This is a genomic window from Azospira sp. I09 (assembly GCF_009177135.1).
Lineage (GTDB): Bacteria > Pseudomonadota > Gammaproteobacteria > Burkholderiales > Rhodocyclaceae > Azospira > Azospira oryzae.
This window is the reverse complement of sequence record NZ_AP021844.1, coordinates 2,112,809-2,133,904: the sequence shown is the minus strand read 5'-3', so window position 1 is coordinate 2,133,904 and position 21,096 is coordinate 2,112,809. Positions and strand designations below refer to the sequence as shown.

Genomic DNA, 21,096 nt, shown 5'->3' with positions numbered 1-21,096 from the left:
CAGCAGGCGCGGCGCGTAACGGCAGATGCAATGAAAAAGGGCGCCGCAGCGCCCTTGGTGGGGGAGGTGGCGTCTCAGGCCTGGGGCGGCAGGATCTTGCCCGGGTTCATCAGGTTGTGGGGGTCCAGGGCGGTCTTCAGGGTACGCATCAGGGCCACGCCGTCTTCCCCGTGCTCCTGCAGCAGGTAGTGCTGCTTGCCCAGGCCGATGCCGTGTTCGCCGGTGCAGGTGCCTTCCATGGCGATGGCCCGTTCCACCACGCGCTGGCTGATCCATTCGCCCTCGGCCATTTCCTTGGGGTTGTCCGTATCCACCAGCACCACCAGATGGAAATTACCGTCGCCCACGTGGCCGAAGAGGGCGATGGGCAGGGAAACCTGGGCGATGTCCTCGTTGGTGGCGTGGATGCATTCGGCCAGACGGGAGATGGGGACGCAGACGTCGGTGGGGAAGCAGCGGGCGCCGGGCTTAAGCTGCAGGCAGGCGAAATAGGCGTCGTGGCGGGCCTGCCACAGGCGGCTGCGGTCTTCCTGACGGGTGGCCCACTGGAAGTCCTGGCCGCCGTTGCCCTGGGCGATTTCCTGGGTCAGTTCGGCCTGCTCCTGGACGCCGCTGTCGCTGCCGTGGAATTCGAAGAACAGGGTTGGCGCTTCCGGCAGGGTGGTCTTGGAATAGCGGTTGATGGCCTGCAGGGTGAGGGCGTCCAGCAGTTCCACCCGGGCCACCGGCACGCCCAGCTGGATGGTCTGGATCACCGTGTCCACGGCGGCATCCACCGAGGGAAAGGCGCAAACGGCGGCGGACATGGCTTCCGGAATGGGGTACAGCTTCACCGTCAGCTCAGTGATGATGCCCAGGGTGCCCTCGGAGCCGACGAAAAGGCGGGTCAGGTCGTAGCCGGCGGAGGACTTGCGGGCCCGGCTGCCGGTGCGGACGATTTTGCCCTCGGGGGTGACCACGGTCAGACTCAGCACGTTTTCCCGCATGGTGCCGTAGCGCACGGCATTGGTGCCGGAGGCCCGGGTGGCGGCCATGCCGCCCAGGGTGGCGTCGGCGCCCGGGTCGATGGGGAAGAACAGGCCGGTGCCCTTGAGTTCGTCGTTCAGCTGCTTGCGGGTGACGCCGGCCTGGACGGTGACGTCCAGGTCCTCGGCATGGATGGACAGCACCCGGTTCATGCCGGAGAGGTCGATGCTGATGCCGCCGTGCACCGCCAGCACATGGCCTTCGACGGAGCTGCCGACCCCGTAGGGAATGACTGGTACGCGATATTCGCGGCAGAGGCGGACGATGGCTGCCACTTCCTCGGTGCTTTCGGCGAACACCACGCCGTCGGGCAGCATGGGCTCGTGCTTGGATTCATCGCGGCCATGCTGCAGGCGCACGGATTCGCCCTGGGAGTAACGGGTGCCGAACTGCTGGCGCAGGGCTTCAACGAGGGCGGCGGGCAGGGGCGCGGAGGTTGTGGTCATAGGTAATGTGGGGGCTTGAGCAAAGGCGGCATTCTAGGCCGAGAGGGGCGGGAAGCGAATTCGTACAAATCGGGCTGGACGTATGGGAATCTTTTGCTATAATGCGCCCTCGCTTCGCGATGCAGGGCTTGACACGGGCAACCGGCATAGCCATAATTCGCGGCTTCGTTTTGGAGGAGTTCCCGAGCGGTCAAAGGGATCAGACTGTAAATCTGACGGCTCTGCCTTCGAAGGTTCGAATCCTTCCTCCTCCACCAAGTTTTTGTTGCGGTTAGCGATGTCCGGTTCTGAAGTTTGGGCGTCGTGGGTGAAAAATCGAACGCGGGTGTAGCTCAATGGTAGAGCTGAAGCCTTCCAAGCTTAAGACGAGGGTTCGATTCCCTTCACCCGCTCCACTCCGCACGGTTGGTTGAAAGCGGATGCCCATGTAGCTCAGTGGCAGAGCACTCCCTTGGTAAGGGAGAGGTCGGCAGTTCAATCCTGCCCATGGGCACCACTGATTGCCCCGAAGTTTTTTTTACATTTTCTAAATTCGAGGTACCGCAATGGCCAAGGAAAAGTTTGAACGTACGAAGCCGCACGTTAATGTGGGCACCATCGGTCACGTTGACCACGGTAAGACCACGCTGACTGCTGCTATCACCACCATTCTGTCCAAGAAGTTCGGTGGCGAAGCCAAGGCTTACGACCAGATCGACGCTGCGCCCGAAGAAAAGGCCCGCGGTATCACCATCAACACCGCCCACGTCGAATACGAAACCGCCACCCGTCACTACGCTCACGTGGATTGCCCGGGTCACGCCGACTACGTGAAGAACATGATCACCGGTGCTGCCCAGATGGACGGCGCCATTCTGGTCTGTTCCGCCGCTGACGGCCCCATGCCCCAGACCCGCGAGCACATCCTGCTGGCCCGTCAGGTGGGCGTGCCCTACATCATCGTGTTCCTGAACAAGTGCGACATGGTGGATGACGCCGAACTGCTGGAACTGGTCGAAATGGAAGTGCGCGAGCTGCTCTCCAAGTACGACTTCCCCGGCGACGACATCCCCATCGTCAAGGGCTCCGCCCTGAAGGCGCTGGAAGGTGATCAGTCCGACATCGGCGAACCCGCCATTCTGGCCCTGGCCGATGCTCTGGACAGCTACATCCCCACCCCCGAGCGGGCTGTGGACAAGCCCTTCCTGCTGCCCATCGAAGACGTGTTCTCCATCTCCGGCCGCGGTACCGTGGTGACCGGTCGTGTCGAGCGCGGCATCGTCAAGGTCGGCGAAGAAATCGAAATCGTGGGTATCAAGCCCACCACCAAGACCACCTGCACCGGCGTGGAAATGTTCCGCAAGCTGCTGGACCAAGGCCAGGCTGGTGACAACGTGGGCGTGCTGCTGCGCGGCACCAAGCGTGAAGAAGTCGAGCGCGGCCAAGTGCTGGCCAAGCCCGGTTCCATCACCCCCCACACCCACTTCACTGGCGAAGTGTATGTTCTGTCCAAGGACGAAGGTGGTCGTCACACCCCGTTCTTCAACAACTACCGTCCCCAGTTCTACTTCCGGACCACTGACGTGACCGGCGCCATCTCCCTGCCCGAAGGTGTGGAAATGGTCATGCCTGGTGACAACATTCAGATGACCGTGAAGCTGATCGCCCCGATCGCCATGGAAGAAGGTCTGCGCTTCGCTATCCGCGAAGGCGGCCGTACCGTCGGCGCCGGTGTGGTTGCCAAGATCATCGAGTAATTTTTACTCGGTTTAAGTAAAAGCGTCCCGACCCTCGGGGCGCTTTTGTAGTCTCTGCTGCAGGGGCGTAGCTCAATTGGCAGAGCGTCGGTCTCCAAAACCGAAGGTTGGGGGTTCGAGACCCTCCGCCCCTGCCATCCAATAAGACGCGAGATACATGGCCGACAAGATCAAGTTTGCGCTGGCGCTTCTGTTGCTTGCCGCTGGCGTGGCCGGCTTTTATGTCCTCTCCGAGCAGGCAATGATCCTGCGCGTTCTGGTGGTTCTGGTTGGTCTGGTCGCGGCTGCCGCCGTGGCCTGGAAAACCGAGCCCGGAATGCGCTTTTTCATTTTCGGCCGGGAGGCTGTTGCCGAATCCAAAAAGGTTGTCTGGCCGAGCCGCAAGGAAACGTTGCAGACGACCGGCGTGGTATTCGTCTTCATGGTCGTCATGGCCATCTTTCTCTGGCTGACGGACAAGAGTCTGGAATGGCTCCTCTATGATGTGGTCCTGGGTTGGAAAAAATCATGAGCAAACGCTGGTATGTAGTTCACGCCTATTCCGGTTTTGAGAAGAGCGTGCAGCGTGCCCTGGTGGATCGCATCCAGCGCGCTGGCATGGAAGACATGTTTGGTCGCATCCTCGTTCCCGTCGAAGAAGTCGTGGAAATGAAGGGCGGCCAAAAGAGCATTTCCGAACGCAAGTTCTTCCCCGGCTACGTGCTGGTGGAAATGGAAATGAACGACGATACCTGGCACCTGGTGAAGAACACTTCCAAGGTCACCGGCTTCGTCGGCGGCACCGCCACCAAACCCACCCCCATTTCCGAGAAGGAAGTGGACAAGATCATGCAGCAGATGCAGGAAGGGGTGGAGAAGCCCCGTCCCAAGACGCTGTTCGAGATCGGCGAAGTGGTGCGGGTCAAGGAAGGTCCGTTCACCGACTTCCACGGCTCCGTCGAGGACGTCAATTACGAGAAGAGCAAGCTGCGTGTTTCCGTGACCATCTTCGGTCGCGCCACGCCGGTGGAGCTGGAGTTCGGCCAGGTCGAGAAGTCCTGAGTCGTTTCGCTTCGCCAAGAATTCAGCAGGACGGGGGCCGGAACCCGCCAATTCCGAGCAAGAGGAGCGTCAGTAGGCGGCGTCAGCCGCCCAACCCGCGCTAATACTCATCCAGTTAGGAGCCATCATGGCAAAGAAAATCATCGGCTTTATCAAGCTGCAAGTGCCGGCCGGCAAGGCGAATCCGTCGCCCCCCATCGGCCCCGCCCTGGGCCAACGCGGCCTCAACATCATGGAGTTCTGCAAGGCCTTCAACGCCCAGACCCAAGGTGTGGAACCCGGTCTGCCCATCCCCGTGGTGATCACCGCTTTCGCGGACAAGTCCTTCACCTTCGTGATGAAGACTCCCCCGGCCACCATTCTGATCAAGAAGGCCGCCGGCATTCAAAAGGGCTCCGCTAAGCCCCATACCGACAAGGTTGGCAAGATCACCCGCGCCCAGTGCGAGGACATTGCCAAGGCCAAGTCTCCCGATCTGACCGCTGCCGACCTGGAAGCAGCTGTTCGCACCATCGCCGGCTCCGCCCGGTCCATGGGCATCACGGTGGAGGGTCTGTAACATGGCAAAGCTGACCAAGAAGCAAAAGGCCCTGCAGGGCAAGATCGACCGCAACAAGGCTTATGCCGTTGCCCAAGCCCTGACCCTGGCCAAGGAAACCGCCACCGCCAAGTTCGATGAATCCATCGACGTGGCCGTGAACCTGGGTATCGACGCTCGCAAGTCCGACCAGCTGGTTCGTGGCTCCGTGGTGCTGCCCGCCGGTACCGGCAAGAGTGTTCGCGTCGCCGTGTTCGCCCAGGGCGACAAGGCCGAGGCTGCCAAGGCTGCCGGCGCCGACGTGGTCGGTTTCGACGACCTGGCCGAACAGGTCAAGGGCGGCAACCTGAATTTCGACGTGGTCATCGCCACTCCCGACGCCATGCGTGTCGTCGGCGCCCTGGGTCAGATCCTGGGCCCCCGCGGCCTGATGCCGAACCCCAAGGTCGGCACCGTGACCATGGACGTGGCTACCGCCGTGAAGAACGCCAAGGCCGGTCAGGTTCAGTACCGTACCGACAAGGGCGGCATCATCCACGCCACCATCGGCCGTGCTTCCTTCCCGGTTGAAAAGCTGGAAGAGAACCTGAAGGCCCTGATCGATGCGCTGAACAAGGCCAAGCCCGCTTCCTCCAAGGGCCAGTACCTGCGCAAGGTCGCCGTGTCCAGCACCATGGGCCCCGGCGTGCGCGTGGACCAGGCCACCCTGGTCGCCTAAGGCATTTCGCAGCAAAAAGAACTTTGGGCCGTGGCCTCTCCCTCCGGGGTGGGGCCGCGGATCGTCAAAGACCGCAGGTGCCGCCGGGAAGTTCTCTTCCCGGTAGCTTAAGTTCCGCGAGGGGCCTGCGCAGACGGTGTTCCCGAAACAGGATTTTGGCCGGTTTCCGGCATGATTCCCTGATTCAGGTCGCCGTGGGTGCGGCGGATTCGGCTTCCGAGCCGCCGTGTTTAGACTTGAAAGGAGGAAAGACCTATGGGTCTCAATCTTAATGACAAGAAAGCCGTCGTGGCAGAGGTGTCGGCACAGGTAGCCAACGCCCAGACCATCGTCGTGGCTGAGTACCGCGGTATCGAGGTGGGCGATCTCACCGTGCTGCGGAAAAAGGCCCGCGAATCTGGTGTTTACCTGCGTGTGCTGAAGAACACCCTGGTGCGTCGTGCGGTGGCTGACACCGCCTTCGCCGGCCTGGCTGAGCACATGGTTGGTCCGCTGATTTACAGCGTTTCCGCTGACCCTGTTGCCGCTGCCAAGGTCCTCAACGACTTTGCCAAGACCAACGACAAGCTGGTGCTGAAGGCTGGCTCTTACGCCGGTAAGGTGATGGACAAGGCTGGCGTGCAAGCCCTGGCTTCCATCCCGAGCCGCGACGAGCTGCTGGCCAAGCTGCTGGGCGTGATGAAGGCTCCCGTGTCCGGCTTTGCCGTGGCCATGGGCGCTCTCGCCAAGAAGCGCGAAGCCGAAGGCGCTGCTGCCTGATCGGCCTGTCGAACACTTGCATATCCGATTTGAATTAGGAGTTATCTAAATGGCTATTACCAAAGAAGACATCCTGGAAGCCGTCGGTTCCATGACCGTTATGGACCTGAACGACCTGGTCAAGGCTTTCGAAGAGAAGTTTGGCGTTTCCGCTGCCGCTATGGCCGTGGCCGCTCCCGGCGCTGCCGCCGGTGGCGCTGCTGCTGAAGAGCAGACCGAGTTCACCGTGGTCCTGGCTGCTGCCGGCGACAAGAAGGTTGAAGTCATCAAGGTCGTCCGCGCTGCTACCGGCCTGGGCCTGAAGGAAGCCAAGGACGTCGTCGACGGCGCTCCCAAGGCTGTGAAGGAAGGCATCTCCAAGGCTGACGCTGAAGCCCTGAAGAAGCAGCTGGAAGAAGCTGGCGCCAAGGTCGAAGTCAAGTAAATTCGACTCGCTTGCCATGGGCTGGCGGCATTTTTGCCGCCAGCCCATTTGTGCTTTTCTGAAACGCCCAGGCGTTTCAACGGTTCCAACAGCATCACCCAGTACTGCGCAACGTATAAACGCAAGCATCATCTCCCGGCGCCGGCGCCGGACAGGCAGAAAAGATGAAGCTTGCGTTTATCCGTTGCAGCCGCCGGGAACATCGGCGGATCCAACCTCTTTTGAGGAATTTTGCTTTCTGAGCTCGGAGCGACCATGACCTACTCCTACACCGAGAAAAAACGCATCCGCAAGAGTTTTGCCAAGCGTGCAAGCGTGCTCGACGTGCCGTTCTTGCTGGCCACCCAGCTGGAATCCTATACGGCCTTCCTGCAGGCGGAACTGCCCACCGCCAAGCGTCGCAATCAAGGGCTTCAGGCCGCTTTCGGCTCCATCTTCCCCATCGTTTCCCATTCCGGCAATGCCCGGCTGGAGTTCGTCAGCTACCAGCTGGCCGAACCCGCCTTCGACGTCAAGGAATGTCAGCAACGGGGCCTGACCTTCGCCTCCGCCCTGCGCGCCAAGGTGCGCCTGGTGATCATGGACCGGGAAGCTCCGGATACCGTGAAGGAAGTGAAGGAGCAGGAAGTGTACATGGGCGAGATTCCGCTCATGACCACCACCGGTTCTTTCGTCATCAACGGTACCGAGCGGGTCATCGTCTCCCAGCTGCACCGTTCCCCCGGCGTGTTCTTCGAGCACGACCGCGGCAAGACCCATTCTTCCGGCAAGCTGCTGTTCTCCGCCCGCGTGATTCCCTACCGCGGTTCCTGGCTGGACTTCGAATTCGATCCGAAGGACATCCTCTTCTTCCGCGTTGACCGTCGCCGCAAGATGCCCGTCACTACCCTGCTCAAGGCCATCGGCCTGACCAATGAGCAGATCCTGGCCGGCTTCTTCGAATTCGACGACTTCAAGCTGCTGAAGAACGGCGCCGACTTCACCCTGGTGCCCGAGCGTCTGCGCGGCGAAACCGCCCGTTTCGATTTCTGCGACAAGGCCGGCAAGGTCATCGTGCCGAAGGACAAGCGCATCACCGCCAAGCACATCCGCGATCTGGACGCTGCCGGCATCAAGCACATCGCCGTGCCCGACGACTTCCTGGTCGGCCGCGTCATCGGTCACAACATCATCGACAAGGACAGCGGCGAAGTCATCGCCAATGCCAACGATGAAATCACCGAGTCCCTGCTGGCCAAGCTGCGGGATGCCGGCGTGGCCGAATTCCAGACCCTGTACACCAACGACCTGGACCGTGGCGCCTTCATCTCCAACACCCTGCGTGCTGACGATACCGCCACCAAGCAGGCCGCCCGCGTCGCCATCTACCGCATGATGCGTCCCGGCGAGCCGCCCACCGAAGAAGCCGTGGAGATCCTCTTCAACGGTCTCTTCTACTCCGACGATCGCTACGATCTGTCCGGCGTGGGCCGCATGAAGTTCAACCGCCGCATCGGCCGTCCCGATGTGGTCGAGTACAAGGTCACCATCAAGAACGCTCCGCACAAGACCGAAGCGCTGGCCAAGGCCATCGCCGAGTTCACCGGCGCCAATCAGGGCACCGTCCAGGAAATCCTGAACGAGCTTCAGTATGGTTCCCGTGCCGCTGCCGAAAACCTGACCGAAGAAGCCGCCCACACCCTGGCCGCCCAACTGAAGGCCCTGGGCGCCAACGTCGAAGTGCGCGAGCAGCTGACCCTGTCGCCCCGCGACATCGTCGAATCCATCAAGCTGCTGGTGGAACTGCGCAACGGTCGCGGCGAAATCGACGACATCGATCACCTGGGCAACCGCCGCGTGCGTTCCGTCGGCGAACTGGCTGAGAACCAGTTCCGCGCCGGTCTGGTGCGCGTCGAGCGCGCCGTCAAGGAGCGCCTGTCCCAGGCCGAGTCCGACAACCTGATGCCCCACGACCTGATCAACGCCAAGCCGATCAGCGCCGCCATCAAGGAATTCTTCGGCTCCAGCCAGCTGTCCCAGTTCATGGACCAGACCAACCCCCTGTCCGAGATCACCCACAAGCGGCGCGTTTCCGCCCTGGGCCCGGGCGGTCTGACCCGCGAACGCGCCGGCTTCGAAGTGCGCGACGTACATCCGACCCACTACGGACGCGTCTGCCCGATCGAAACGCCGGAAGGTCCGAACATCGGCCTGATCAACTCCCTGGCCCTGTTCGCCCGCACCAACTCCTACGGTTTCCTGGAAACCCCCTACCGCAAGGTGGTGGACGGCAAGGTGACCGACCAGATCGAATACCTCTCCGCCATTGAAGAAGGCGCTTACGTGGTGGCCCAGGCCAACGCCGCCCTGGGTGCCGACGGCACCCTGGTGGACGAGCTGGTGACCTGCCGCGAAAAGGGTGAAACCATTCTGGCCGAACCGTCCCGCGTCCAGTACATGGACGTGGCCCCGGGCCAGATCGTTTCCGTCGCTGCCTCCCTGATCCCCTTCCTCGAGCACGACGATGCGAACCGGGCCCTGATGGGCGCCAACATGCAGCGTCAGGCCGTGCCCTGCCTGCGTCCGGAGAAGCCCCTGGTCGGTACCGGCATCGAACGCACCGTGGCCGTGGACTCCGGCACTGCCGTGCAGGCCCTGCGTGGCGGCGTGGTGGATTACGTGGATGCTTCCCGCGTCGTGGTCCGTGTGCATGACGATGAAACCGTGCCGGGCGAAGTCGGCGTGGACATCTACAACCTGACCAAGTACACCCGTTCTAACCAGAACACCAACATCAACCAGCGTCCGCTGGTGAAGATGGGCGACATCATCGCCAAGGGTGACGTGGTGGCCGACGGCGCTTCTACCGACAAGGGCGAACTGGCCCTCGGTCAGAACATGCTGATCGCCTTCATGCCCTGGAACGGCTACAACTTCGAAGACTCGATCCTGATCTCCGAGCGCGTGGTGGCGGAAGACCGCTACACCTCCATCCACATCGAAGAACTGACCGTGGTGGCCCGCGACACCAAGCTCGGACCCGAGGAAATCACCCGCGACATCGCCTCCCTGGGCGAGGTACAGCTGTCCCGTCTGGACGAATCCGGCGTGGTGTACATTGGCGCCGAAGTGGAAGCCGGCGACGTGCTGGTGGGTAAGGTCACCCCCAAGGGCGAGACCCAGCTGACGCCGGAAGAAAAGCTGCTGCGCGCCATCTTCGGCGAGAAGGCCTCCGACGTTAAGGACACCTCCCTGCGCGTGCCGTCCGGTATCGCCGGCACCGTCATCGACGTGCAGGTGTTCACCCGCGAAGGCATCGAACGCGACAAGCGCGCCCAGTCCATCATCGACGACCATCTGCGTGGCTACAAGCAGGATCTGGCCGATCAGATGCGTATCGTGGAGCGTGACACCTTCGCCCGTGTCGGCCGCCTGATCACCGGCAAGCCGGCCAACGGCGGTCCGAAGAAGCTGGCCAAGGGCACTGTCGTGACCCAGGAATACCTGGACGGCATCGATCCCCACAACTGGTTCGACGTGCGCATGGCCGACGAGGAAGTCGCCCAGCAACTGGAACAGCTGAAGGAATCCCTGGAGCAGACCCGCAAGGACTTCGACATTGCCTTCGAAGAGAAGCGCAAGAAGCTGACCCAGGGCGACGAACTGCCCCCGGGCGTGCAGAAGATGGTCAAGGTCTACGTGGCCGTGAAGCGCCGCCTGCAGCCCGGCGACAAGATGGCCGGCCGCCACGGTAACAAGGGTGTGGTTTCCCGCATCGTGCCCGTGGAAGACATGCCCTACATGGCCGACGGCCGTCCCGTGGATATCGTGCTGAACCCCCTGGGTGTGCCGTCCCGGATGAACGTGGGCCAGATTCTGGAAGTGCACCTGGGCTGGGCCGCCAAGGGCCTGGGCTACAAGATCGGCGACATGCTGCAGGCCGGCGCCAAGGCTGCCGAAGTGCGCAAGTTCCTGGAAGAGATTTACAACTCCGAAGGCAAGAAGGAAAACCTGAACGAGCTGAACGACCAGGAAATCATGGAACTGGCCGGCAACCTGACCACCGGCGTGCCTTTCGCCACCCCGGTGTTCGACGGTGCCGACGAAGCCGAAATCAAGGCCATGCTGCGTCTCGCGGGCATGCCCGAATCCGGCCAGATCACCCTGCACGACGGCCGTACCGGCGACGCCTTCGAGCGTCAGGTGACGGTGGGCTACATGCATTACCTGAAGCTGCACCACCTGGTGGACGACAAGATGCACGCCCGTTCCACCGGCCCGTACAGCCTGGTGACCCAGCAGCCCCTGGGCGGTAAGGCCCAGTTCGGCGGCCAGCGCTTCGGTGAAATGGAAGTGTGGGCCCTGGAAGCCTACGGCGCCTCCTACGTGCTGCAGGAAATGCTGACCGTGAAGTCGGACGATGTGAATGGTCGTACCAAGGTTTACGAAAACATCGTCAAGGGCGAGCACAAGATCGATGCCGGCATGCCGGAATCCTTCAACGTGCTGGTGAAGGAAATCCGCTCCCTGGCGATCGACATCGACCTGGAACGGTACTAAACCGCCCCACGCAGCAAATTGGCCCGATACACGGAATTTTTGGATTCACACCCCGGTTGGAGTGAACAATGAAAGCACTGCTCGATCTGTTTAAGCAGGTAACCCAGGAAGAAGAATTCGACGCGATCACCATCAGTCTCGCGTCGCCGGACAAGATCCGGTCCTGGTCCTACGGCGAAGTTAAAAAGCCGGAAACCATCAACTACCGCACCTTCAAGCCGGAGCGTGACGGCCTGTTCTGCGCCAAGATCTTTGGCCCGATCAAGGACTACGAGTGCCTGTGCGGCAAGTACAAGCGCCTCAAGCATCGTGGCGTCATCTGCGAGAAGTGCGGCGTCGAAGTAACCCTGGCCAAGGTGCGCCGCGAGCGTATGGGCCACATCGAGCTGGCCAGCCCGACCGCCCACATCTGGTTCCTCAAGTCCCTGCCCAGCCGTCTCGGCATGGTGCTGGACATGACCCTGCGCGACATCGAGCGGGTCCTCTACTTCGAAGCCTACGTGGTGATCGAGCCCGGCATGACCTCCCTCAACCGGGGCCAGCTGCTGACCGAAGACGACTACCTGGCCAAGGTGGAAGAGTACGGTGACGACTTCATCGCCCTGATGGGTGCCGAGGCCGTGCGCGAACTGCTGCGTACCCTGGACCTGGATCACGAAGTCGAGCGTCTGCGCAGCGAACTGGAAACCACCGGTTCCGAAGCCAAGAACAAGAAGATCGCCAAGCGCCTGAAGATCCTCGAAGGCTTCCAGAAGTCCGGCATCAAGCCCGACTGGATGATCCTGGAAGTGCTGCCCGTGCTGCCCCCGGACCTGCGCCCGCTGGTGCCCCTGGACGGCGGCCGTTTCGCCACTTCCGACCTGAACGACCTCTACCGTCGCGTCATTAACCGGAACAACCGTCTGAAGCGCCTGCTGGAGCTGAAGGCGCCGGAAATCATCGTGCGCAACGAAAAGCGCATGCTGCAGGAGTCCGTGGACTCCCTGCTGGACAACGGTCGCCGCGGCAAGGCCATGACCGGCGCCAATAAGCGCCCCCTGAAGTCCCTGGCCGACATGATCAAGGGCAAGGGCGGCCGCTTCCGTCAGAACCTGCTGGGCAAGCGGGTGGACTACTCCGGTCGTTCCGTGATCGTGGTGGGTCCCCAGCTCAAGCTGCACCAGTGCGGCCTGCCCAAGCTGATGGCCCTGGAGCTGTTCAAGCCCTTCATCTTCCACAAGCTGGAACTGATGGGCCTGGCAACCACCATCAAGCAGGCCAAGAAGATGGTCGAATCCCAGGAGCCCGTGGTGTGGGACATCCTGGAAGACGTCATCCGCGAACATCCGGTCATGCTGAACCGTGCGCCGACCCTGCACCGTCTGGGTATCCAGGCTTTCGAGCCGACCCTGATCGAAGGCAAGGCCATCCAGCTGCATCCCCTGGTGTGTGCCGCCTTCAACGCCGACTTTGACGGCGACCAGATGGCTGTCCACGTGCCCCTGTCCCTGGAAGCCCAGATGGAAGCCCGCACCCTGATGCTGGCCTCCAACAACGTGCTCTCCCCGGCCAACGGCGAACCGATCATCGTGCCGTCCCAGGATATCGTGCTGGGTCTGTACTACGCCACCCGCGACCGCATCAACGCCAAGGGCGAAGGCATGAACTTCGCTGACGTCAGCGAAGTGCTGCGGGCCGTGAATTCCGGCCTGGCCGACCTGCATGCCAAGGTTTCCGTGCGTCTGAAGGAATATGTGCGCGGCGAAAGCGGCGAGTGGGTGGAGAAGATCACCCGCTACAACACCACCTGCGGCCGTGCCATCCTCTCCGAGATCCTGCCCAAGGGCCTGCCTTTCAGCGTCATCGACAAGGCCCTGAAGAAGAAGGAAATCTCCAAGCTGATCAACACCTCCTTCCGCCGTTGCGGCCTGAAGGAAACAGTGGTGTTCGCCGACAAGCTGATGCAGAACGGCTACGCTCTGGCTACCCGTGCTGGCATCTCCTTCTGCTCCGACGACATGCGTGTGCCGACCGAAAAGCACACCATCATCGCCGAGGCCGAGAAGGAAGTTAAGGAAATCGAAACCCAATACACCAACGGTCTGGTGACCTTCGGTGAGCGCTACAACAAGGTCGTGGATATCTGGGGCCGTACCGGCGATCAGGTGGCCAAGGTCATGATGGAGCAGCTGGGTCATGAAGAGGTGGTGGACCGTCACGGCAAGACCGTGAAGCAGGAGTCCTTCAACTCCATCTACATGATGGCCGACTCCGGCGCCCGGGGTTCCGCGGCCCAGATTCGCCAGCTGGCCGGTATGCGGGGCCTGATGGCCAAGCCGGACGGCTCCATTATCGAAACGCCGATTACCACCAACTTCCGTGAAGGCCTGAACGTGCTTCAGTACTTCATCTCCACCCACGGTGCGCGGAAGGGTCTGGCCGATACGGCACTGAAGACCGCCAACTCCGGCTACCTGACCCGCCGTCTGGTGGATGTGACCCAGGATCTGGTGGTGACCGAGGACGATTGCGGCACCCAGAACGGCGTCACCATGAAGGCCCTGATCGAGGGCGGTGAGGTGATCGAGCCGCTGCGCGACCGTATTCTGGGCCGCGTGGTCGTGGCTGACGTGGTGAATCCGGAAAGCGAAGAAACCGTCATCGAAGCCGGTACCCTGGTGGACGAGGATCTGTGCGATCTGATCGACAAGCTGGGCATCGATGAAGTCAAGGTCCGTACCCCCCTGACCTGCGACACCCGTTACGGTCTGTGCGCCAAGTGCTACGGCCGCGATCTGGGCCGCGGTTCCCTGGTCAATGTGGGTGAGGCTGTCGGCGTCATCGCCGCCCAGTCCATCGGCGAACCGGGTACCCAGCTGACCATGCGGACCTTCCACGTCGGCGGTGCGGCTTCCCGTGCTGCCGTGGCCGACCGGGTCGATACCAAGTCCAACGGTGTGGTGCGCTTCACCGCCACCATGCGCTATGTGACCAACGTCAAGGGTGAGAAGATCGTCTTCACCCGTTCCGGCGAAGTGCTGGTGACCGACGACAACGGCCGCGAGCGCGAACGTCACAAGGTGCCCTACGGCGCCATCCTGACCGCCGATGACGGCCAGGTGGTGAAGGCCGGTGCCGTGCTGGCGACCTGGGATCCCCATACCCGTCCGATGATTACCGAGTACGCCGGTACCATCAAGTTCGAGAACGTGGAAGAAGGCTCCACCGTCGCCAAGCAGATCGACGATGTGACCGGCCTGTCCACCCTGGTGGTGATCGATCCCAAGCGCGGCGGCAAGGCCCAGGCCAAGGGCCTGCGTCCCCAGGTCAAGCTGCTGGACGAGAACGGCCAGGAAGTGAAGATGCATGGCACCGAGCACGCCGTGACCATCACCTTCCAGGTGGGCTCCATCATCACCGTGGCCGATGGCCAGCAGGTGGGTGTTGGCGACGTGCTGGCGAAGATTCCGCAAGAATCCGCCAAGACCCGCGACATTACCGGCGGTCTGCCCCGTGTGGCTGAGCTGTTCGAAGCCCGTACGCCCAAGGATGTGGGCATGCTGGCCGAGTACACCGGTACCGTTTCCTTCGGCAAGGACACCAAGGGCAAGCAGCGTCTGGTCATCACCGATCTGGACGGTGTCGCCCACGAGTATCTGATCCTCAAGGACAAGCACGTCATGGTGCACGACGGTCAGGTGGTGAACAAGGGCGAGGTCATTGTGGACGGCGAGCCCGATCCCCATGAAATCCTCAAGCTCAAGGGTGTCGAAGCCCTGGCCCGCTACATCACCGATGAAGTGCAGGATGTGTACCGTCTGCAGGGCGTGAAGATCAACGACAAGCACATTGAAGTGATCGTGCGCCAGATGCTGCGTCGGGTCACCATCACCGAGCCGGGCGATACCCGCTTCATCAAGAGCGAACAGGTCGAACGCGCCGATGTGCTGGACGAGAACGATCGCGTCGTTGCCGAAGGCAAGCTGCCCGCCAGCTACGACTACATGCTGCTCGGTATCACCAAGGCCTCCTTGTCCACCGACTCCTTCATCTCCGCGGCTTCCTTCCAGGAAACCACCCGCGTGCTGACGGAAGCGGCCATCATGGGCAAGCGCGACGAACTGCGCGGCCTGAAGGAAAACGTCATCGTCGGCCGCCTGATTCCTGCCGGTACCGGTCTTGCCTACCACAATTCCCGTCGTCAGCAGGCTGCTGGCAACGACCAGGGCCTCGACCGGGTCCTGGGCGGGGAGGATGTGGCTGTCGAGGAAGTGCCTGCCGGCAACGACGCCGTCTGATCTTTGGGAAGCAACCGTTGACTCGAGGGTTGCTTCCCAATAAAATCTCGGGTCTTTTCGCGGCAAAGGCTAATCATTGCCTTTGTTTGGATAAAAAAATCGCTGAGGCGAGGCGGGCAGTCAGCCCGCTGTTTCAGTGTTTTGGCGGCAAAGCCGCCTAAATGAGGATTTGTTATGCCGACCATCAACCAACTCGTGCGCAAGCCCCGGGTGGCCGAAATTACCAAGAGCAAGGTTCCTGCTCTGGAAAAGTGCCCCCAGAAGCGTGGCGTGTGCACCCGTGTTTACACCACCACTCCGAAGAAGCCGAACTCCGCACTGCGTAAGGTGTGCAAGGTTCGTCTGACTAATGGCTTCGAAGTCATTTCCTACATCGGTGGTGAAGGCCACAACCTGCAGGAGCACTCCGTGGTCCTGATTCGCGGTGGTCGTGTGAAGGATTTGCCTGGTGTGCGTTACCACACCGTGCGCGGCTCCCTGGATACCCAGGGCGTCAAGGATCGTAAGCAGTCCCGTTCCAAGTACGGGGCCAAGCGTCCGAAGGCGGCCTAATCAGGTCGTTTTAGTAAGTGGCCGCCCCCACATGGGCGGCCATGTGTCATTTCTATTCCGGAAATGTCGCAACTGAATTGTGAACTAGTGAGGTTGTTATGCCCCGTCGTCGTGAAGTACCGAAACGCGACATCCTGCCCGATCCCAAGTTCGGCAGCGTGGATGTCTCCAAGTTTGTGAATGCCGTGATGCAAAGCGGCAAGAAGTCCGTGGCCGAGCGCATCGTCTACGGTGCCTTCGAGCAGATTTCTTCCAAGTCCGGCAAGGATCCTCTGGAAGTGTTTGCCTCCGCCATCGCCAACGTGCGTCCCATGGTGGAAGTGAAGTCCCGTCGCGTCGGTGGTGCCAACTACCAGGTGCCCGTGGAAGTTCGTCCCGCCCGCCGTATGGCTCTGGCCATGCGTTGGCTGCGCGAGGCCGCCCGCAAGCGTTCCGAAAAGACCATGGGTCTGCGTCTGGCTGCCGAAATGCTGGAAGCGGCCGAAAACCGCGGCGGCGCCGTGAAGAAGCGTGACGAAGTGCATCGTATGGCCGAAGCCAACAAGGCCTTCGCCCACTACCGTTTCTAACCGTCTCCTGACAAACGTTTACAGCGAAGGTTACTAACGTGGCTCGCAAAACTCCCATCGAGCGCTACCGCAATATCGGTATTAGCGCTCACATTGACGCCGGTAAGACGACTACCACCGAGCGCATCCTGTACTACACCGGTGTGAACCACAAAATCGGTGAAGTGCACGACGGTGCTGCCACCATGGACTGGATGGAGCAGGAGCAGGAGCGTGGTATTACCATTACCTCCGCTGCTACCACTTGCTTCTGGAAGGGGATGGACAACTCCTTCCCCGAGCACCGCTTCAACATCATCGACACCCCGGGGCACGTGGACTTCACCATCGAGGTGGAGCGTTCCATGCGTGTGCTGGATGGTGCCTGCATGGTTTACTGTGCTGTGGGTGGCGTTCAGCCCCAGTCCGAGACTGTGTGGCGTCAGGCCAACAAGTACAAGGTTCCCCGTCTGGCTTTCGTGAACAAGATGGACCGCTCCGGCGCCAATTTCTTCAAGGTCGTCGAGCAGATGAAGGTCCGCCTGAAGGGCAATCCCGTGCCGATCGTGATTCCGATCGGTGCCGAAGATACCTTCACCGGCGTGGTCGATCTGATCAAGATGAAGGCCATCATCTGGGACGAAGCCTCCCAGGGTATGAAGTTCGAGTACAAGGACATTCCCGCTGATCTGGTCGAGACTGCCCAGACCTGGCGCGAACAGATGGTCGAGGCTGCTGCCGAGGCATCTGAAGAGCTGATGAACAAGTACCTGGAAGAGGGTGATCTGCCTGAGGCTGACATCCTGCTGGGCCTGCGTACTCGCACCATCAACTGCGAAATCCAGCCCATGCTGTGCGGTACCGCCTTCAAGAACAAGGGCGTGCAGCGCATGCTGGATGCTGTTATTCAGCTGCTGCCCTCCCCGGTGGATATTCCCCCCGTTGAAGGTGAAAAGGAAAACGGCGAGAAGGATTGCCGCGTTGCTTCCGACGACTCCAAGTTCTCCGCTCTGGCTTTCAAGCTGATGACCGACCCCTACGTCGGCCAGCTGACCTTCGTGCGCGTGTACTCCGGCGTCCTGACCTCCGGCTCCACCATTTACAACCCGATCAAGGGTCGTAAGGAACGCATCGGCCGCATCCTGCAGATGCACGCCAACAACCGCGAGGAAATCAAGGAAGTTCTGGCCGGCGACATCGCCGCCTGCGTGGGCCTGAAGGAAGTGACCACCGGTGAAACCCTGTGCGATCCGGATGCTCCGATCATTCTCGAGCGCATGGAATTCCCGGATCCCGTGATTCACGTGGCTGTCGAGCCCAAGACCAAGGCTGACCAAGAGAAGATGGGTATCGCCCTGAATCGTCTGGCCGCCGAAGACCCGTCCTTCCGCGTGCGTACCGACGAAGAGTCCGGTCAGACCATCATTTCCGGTATGGGCGAACTGCACCTGGAAATTATCGTCGACCGCATGAAGCGCGAATTCAGCGTCGAAGCCAACGTGGGTGCTCCCCAGGTGGCCTACCGCGAATGCATCAAGAAGGCTGTCGAACAGGAAGGCAAGTTCGTCAAGCAGTCCGGCGGTCGCGGTCAGTACGGTCACGTCTGGCTCAAGATCGAGCCGAACGAAGCCGGCAAGGGCTACGAGTTTGTTGACGCCATCAAGGGCGGCACCGTGCCCCGCGAATTCATTCCCGCGGTGGACAAGGGTCTGCAAGACGCCATCTCCAGCGGTGTGCTGGCCGGCTTCCCGGTGGTTGACATCAAGTTCACCCTGTTCGACGGTTCCTACCACGACGTGGACTCCAACGAAAACGCATTCCGCATGGCTGCCTCCATGGCATTCAAGGAAGGTATGCGCAAGGCCCAGCCCACGCTGCTGGAGCCGATGATGGCCGTTGTCGTTGAAACCCCGGAAGACTACATGGGTAACGTCATGGGCGACCTGTCCGGTCGTCGCGGCATCGTCCAGGGTATGGATGATCTGCCCGGCGGCATCAAGGAAGTGAAGGCTGAAGTGCCCCTGGCTGAGATGTTCGGCTACGCCACCCAGCTGCGCTCCCTGACCCAGGGTCGTGCGACCTACTCCATGGAGTTCAAGCACTACTCCGAGGCGCCGAAGAACGTCGCCGAAGCCGTGATTAACAAGAAGTAATCGAATTTTTGCGAATTGAGGAATTGAAAGATGGCCAAGGAAAAGTTTGAACGTACGAAGCCGCACGTTAATGTGGGCACCATCGGTCACGTTGACCACGGTAAGACCACGCTGACTGCTGCTATCACCACCATTCTGTCCAAGAAGTTCGGTGGCGAAGCCAAGGCTTACGACCAGATCGACGCTGCGCCCGAAGAAAAGGCCCGCGGTATCACCATCAACACCGCCCACGTCGAATACGAAACCGCCACCCGTCACTACGCTCACGTGGATTGCCCGGGTCACGCCGACTACGTGAAGAACATGATCACCGGTGCTGCCCAGATGGACGGCGCCATTCTGGTCTGTTCCGCCGCTGACGGCCCCATGCCCCAGACCCGCGAGCACATCCTGCTGGCCCGTCAGGTGGGCGTGCCCTACATCATCGTGTTCCTGAACAAGTGCGACATGGTGGATGACGCCGAACTGCTGGAACTGGTCGAAATGGAAGTGCGCGAGCTGCTCTCCAAGTACGACTTCCCCGGCGACGACATCCCCATCGTCAAGGGCTCCGCCCTGAAGGCGCTGGAAGGTGATCAGTCCGACATCGGCGAACCCGCCATTCTGGCCCTGGCCGATGCTCTGGACAGCTACATCCCCACCCCCGAGCGGGCTGTGGACAAGCCCTTCCTGCTGCCCATCGAAGACGTGTTCTCCATCTCCGGCCGCGGTACCGTGGTGACCGGTCGTGTCGAGCGCGGCATCGTCAAGGTCGGCGAAGAAATCGAAATCGTGGGTATCAAGCCCACCACCAAGACCACCTGCACCGGCGTGGAAATGTTCCGCAAGCTGCTGGACCAAGGCCAGGCTGGTGACAACGTGGGCGTGCTGCTGCGCGGCACCAAGCGTGAAGAAGTCGAGCGCGGCCAAGTGCTGGCCAAGCCCGGTTCCATCACCCCCCACACCCACTTCACTGGCGAAGTGTATGTTCTGTCCAAGGACGAAGGTGGTCGTCACACCCCGTTCTTCAACAACTACCGTCCCCAGTTCTACTTCCGGACCACTGACGTGACCGGCGCCATCTCCCTGCCCGAAGGTGTGGAAATGGTCATGCCTGGTGACAACATTCAGATGACCGTGAAGCTGATCGCCCCGATCGCCATGGAAGAAGGTCTGCGCTTCGCTATCCGCGAAGGCGGCCGTACCGTCGGCGCCGGTGTGGTTGCCAAGATCATCGAGTAATTTTTACATTCGGGGCGGGCTTTCGCCCGCCCCATCGCTCTTTGGGAAATATCATGCAAAACCAGAAAATCCGTATCCGTCTGAAGGCCTTCGACTACCGCCTGATCGACCAATCTGCTCAGGAAATCGTTGAAACCGCCAAGCGTACCGGTGCTGTGGTTCGCGGCCCCGTGCCCCTGCCCACCCGCATCCAGCGTTACGACGTGCTGCGTTCCCCGCACGTGAACAAGACTTCCCGCGATCAGTTCGAGATCCGGACCCATCTGCGCCTGATGGACATCATCGATCCGACCGACAAGACTGTTGATGCTCTGATGAAGCTCGACCTGCCGGCTGGTGTTGACGTCGAAATCAAGTTGCAATAAGCGACTGGTTGCGTATATAATCCACCGCTTTTCCGCGGGCGACTCCGTTTGGAGTCGCCCATTTTGACTTACTTGTCGGCCAATCGCAGCCGGCATTTGGAGAATAACCATGAGTCTAGGCCTTGTTGGGCGCAAGGTCGGCATGACGCGCGTATTCACTGATGACGGTGCTACCGTCCCGGTGACTGTGCTGGACGTGTCGAACAACCGTGTGTCCCAGATCAAAACGCCTGAAACCGACGGCTATGCCGCCGTTCAGGTGACTTTCGGCAAGCGTCGTGCCTCCCGCGTCAACAAGTCTCTGGCTGGTCATCTGGCCAAGGCTGGTGTTGAAGCTGGGCACGTGCTCAAAGAATTCCCCGTGACCGCTGAGCAGCTCGCTGGCCTGAAGGCTGGCGATCAGATCGCTGTCACCATCTTCGCTGTTGGCCAGAAGGTCGATATCACCGGCACCTCCCAGGGTAAGGGTTTTGCCGGCGCTATCAAGCGTCACAACTTCAGCTCCAACCGCGCCAGCCACGGTAACTCCGTGTCTCACAATGCTCCTGGTTCCATCGGTATGGCGCAGGATCCGGGTCGCGTGTTCCCGGGTAAGCGCATGGCCGGTCACCTGGGTGCTGTGAAGAGCACTGTGCAGTGCCTGGAAGTGGTTCGGGTCGACGTCGAGCGCCAGCTGCTGCTGGTGAAAGGCGCTGTTCCCGGCTCCAAGGGCTCCGACGTCATCGTGCGTCCGGCAGTCAAGGCTTAAGGGGG

At 61.2% G+C, this 21,096-nt stretch carries 16 protein-coding genes and 4 tRNA genes; 19 read left to right on the top strand and 1 reads right to left on the bottom strand.

Annotated features, from left to right (window positions below; all coding sequences use genetic code 11):
* Positions 1-74: 74 nt before the first annotated feature.
* Positions 75-1,472, bottom strand: coding sequence for an FAD-binding oxidoreductase (locus tag AZSP09_RS09970; protein WP_152089928.1), 1,398 nt, complete (start codon positions 1,470-1,472; stop codon positions 75-77).
* Positions 1,473-1,644: 172 nt separating this feature from the next.
* On the opposite strand from AZSP09_RS09970, the gene AZSP09_RS09965 reads away from it, so the two are divergent.
* The 19 genes from AZSP09_RS09965 to rplC all read left to right on the top strand — a co-directional run bounded on the left by AZSP09_RS09965 (position 1,645) and on the right by rplC (position 21,091).
* Positions 1,645-1,729, top strand: a tRNA-Tyr gene (locus AZSP09_RS09965).
* 64 nt (positions 1,730-1,793) lie between these two features.
* Positions 1,794-1,867 (top strand) — tRNA-Gly (locus tag AZSP09_RS09960).
* A 26-nt stretch (positions 1,868-1,893) separates the two neighbouring features.
* Positions 1,894-1,968, top strand: a tRNA-Thr gene (locus AZSP09_RS09955).
* 49 nt (positions 1,969-2,017) lie between these two features.
* Entirely contained in the window at positions 2,018-3,208 is a 1,191-nt protein-coding gene (gene tuf, locus AZSP09_RS09950) for an elongation factor Tu (protein WP_014235481.1), read from the top strand.
* A 61-nt stretch (positions 3,209-3,269) separates the two neighbouring features.
* Positions 3,270-3,345: transfer RNA gene (locus AZSP09_RS09945), tRNA-Trp, on the top strand.
* Between the two features lie 20 nt (positions 3,346-3,365).
* Complete coding sequence (secE, locus tag AZSP09_RS09940; protein WP_014235492.1) at positions 3,366-3,719, top strand: preprotein translocase subunit SecE; 354 nt, start codon at positions 3,366-3,368, stop codon at positions 3,717-3,719.
* Positions 3,716-4,249 carry a transcription termination/antitermination protein NusG gene (nusG, locus tag AZSP09_RS09935; protein WP_014235491.1) on the top strand — a complete coding sequence of 178 codons (534 nt, stop codon included), beginning with the start codon at positions 3,716-3,718 and terminating at the stop codon, positions 4,247-4,249. The genes secE and nusG overlap by 4 nt, the downstream gene beginning before the upstream one ends.
* A gap of 127 nt (positions 4,250-4,376) precedes the next feature.
* A complete protein-coding gene (gene rplK, locus AZSP09_RS09930; protein ID WP_014235490.1) occupies positions 4,377-4,808 on the top strand; it encodes a 50S ribosomal protein L11 in 432 nt (143 codons plus the stop codon).
* A gap of 1 nt (position 4,809) precedes the next feature.
* Complete coding sequence (gene rplA / locus AZSP09_RS09925; protein ID WP_014235489.1) at positions 4,810-5,505, top strand: 50S ribosomal protein L1; 696 nt, start codon at positions 4,810-4,812, stop codon at positions 5,503-5,505.
* A gap of 255 nt (positions 5,506-5,760) precedes the next feature.
* On the top strand, positions 5,761-6,264 hold the full coding sequence (gene rplJ / locus AZSP09_RS09920; RefSeq protein ID WP_014235488.1) for a 50S ribosomal protein L10: 504 nt from the start codon (positions 5,761-5,763) through the stop codon (positions 6,262-6,264).
* Positions 6,265-6,313: 49 nt separating this feature from the next.
* Complete coding sequence (gene rplL / locus AZSP09_RS09915) at positions 6,314-6,688, top strand: 50S ribosomal protein L7/L12 (protein WP_014235487.1); 375 nt, start codon at positions 6,314-6,316, stop codon at positions 6,686-6,688.
* 255 nt (positions 6,689-6,943) lie between these two features.
* The gene (gene rpoB, locus AZSP09_RS09910; RefSeq protein ID WP_152089927.1) at positions 6,944-11,227 is read left to right on the top strand and encodes a DNA-directed RNA polymerase subunit beta; all 4,284 of its coding nucleotides are present in this window, start codon (positions 6,944-6,946) and stop codon (positions 11,225-11,227) included.
* Between the two features lie 68 nt (positions 11,228-11,295).
* Positions 11,296-15,504 carry a DNA-directed RNA polymerase subunit beta' gene (rpoC, locus tag AZSP09_RS09905; RefSeq protein ID WP_014235485.1) on the top strand — a complete coding sequence of 1,403 codons (4,209 nt, stop codon included), beginning with the start codon at positions 11,296-11,298 and terminating at the stop codon, positions 15,502-15,504.
* A gap of 174 nt (positions 15,505-15,678) precedes the next feature.
* Positions 15,679-16,056, top strand: a complete 378-nt coding sequence (gene rpsL, locus AZSP09_RS09900) for a 30S ribosomal protein S12 (protein ID WP_014235484.1) — start codon at positions 15,679-15,681, stop codon at positions 16,054-16,056.
* Positions 16,057-16,154: 98 nt separating this feature from the next.
* A complete protein-coding gene (rpsG, locus tag AZSP09_RS09895) occupies positions 16,155-16,625 on the top strand; it encodes a 30S ribosomal protein S7 (RefSeq protein ID WP_152089926.1) in 471 nt (156 codons plus the stop codon).
* A gap of 38 nt (positions 16,626-16,663) precedes the next feature.
* Positions 16,664-18,757 (top strand): elongation factor G, encoded by a 2,094-nt coding sequence (fusA, locus tag AZSP09_RS09890; protein ID WP_014235482.1) that lies wholly within the window; start codon positions 16,664-16,666, stop codon positions 18,755-18,757.
* A gap of 30 nt (positions 18,758-18,787) precedes the next feature.
* On the top strand, positions 18,788-19,978 hold the full coding sequence (gene tuf / locus AZSP09_RS09885; protein WP_014235481.1) for an elongation factor Tu: 1,191 nt from the start codon (positions 18,788-18,790) through the stop codon (positions 19,976-19,978).
* A 53-nt stretch (positions 19,979-20,031) separates the two neighbouring features.
* Entirely contained in the window at positions 20,032-20,343 is a 312-nt protein-coding gene (gene rpsJ, locus AZSP09_RS09880) for a 30S ribosomal protein S10 (RefSeq protein WP_014235480.1), read from the top strand.
* A gap of 109 nt (positions 20,344-20,452) precedes the next feature.
* Positions 20,453-21,091, top strand: coding sequence for a 50S ribosomal protein L3 (gene rplC, locus AZSP09_RS09875; protein WP_014235479.1), 639 nt, complete (start codon positions 20,453-20,455; stop codon positions 21,089-21,091).
* Positions 21,092-21,096: the final 5 nt, after the last annotated feature.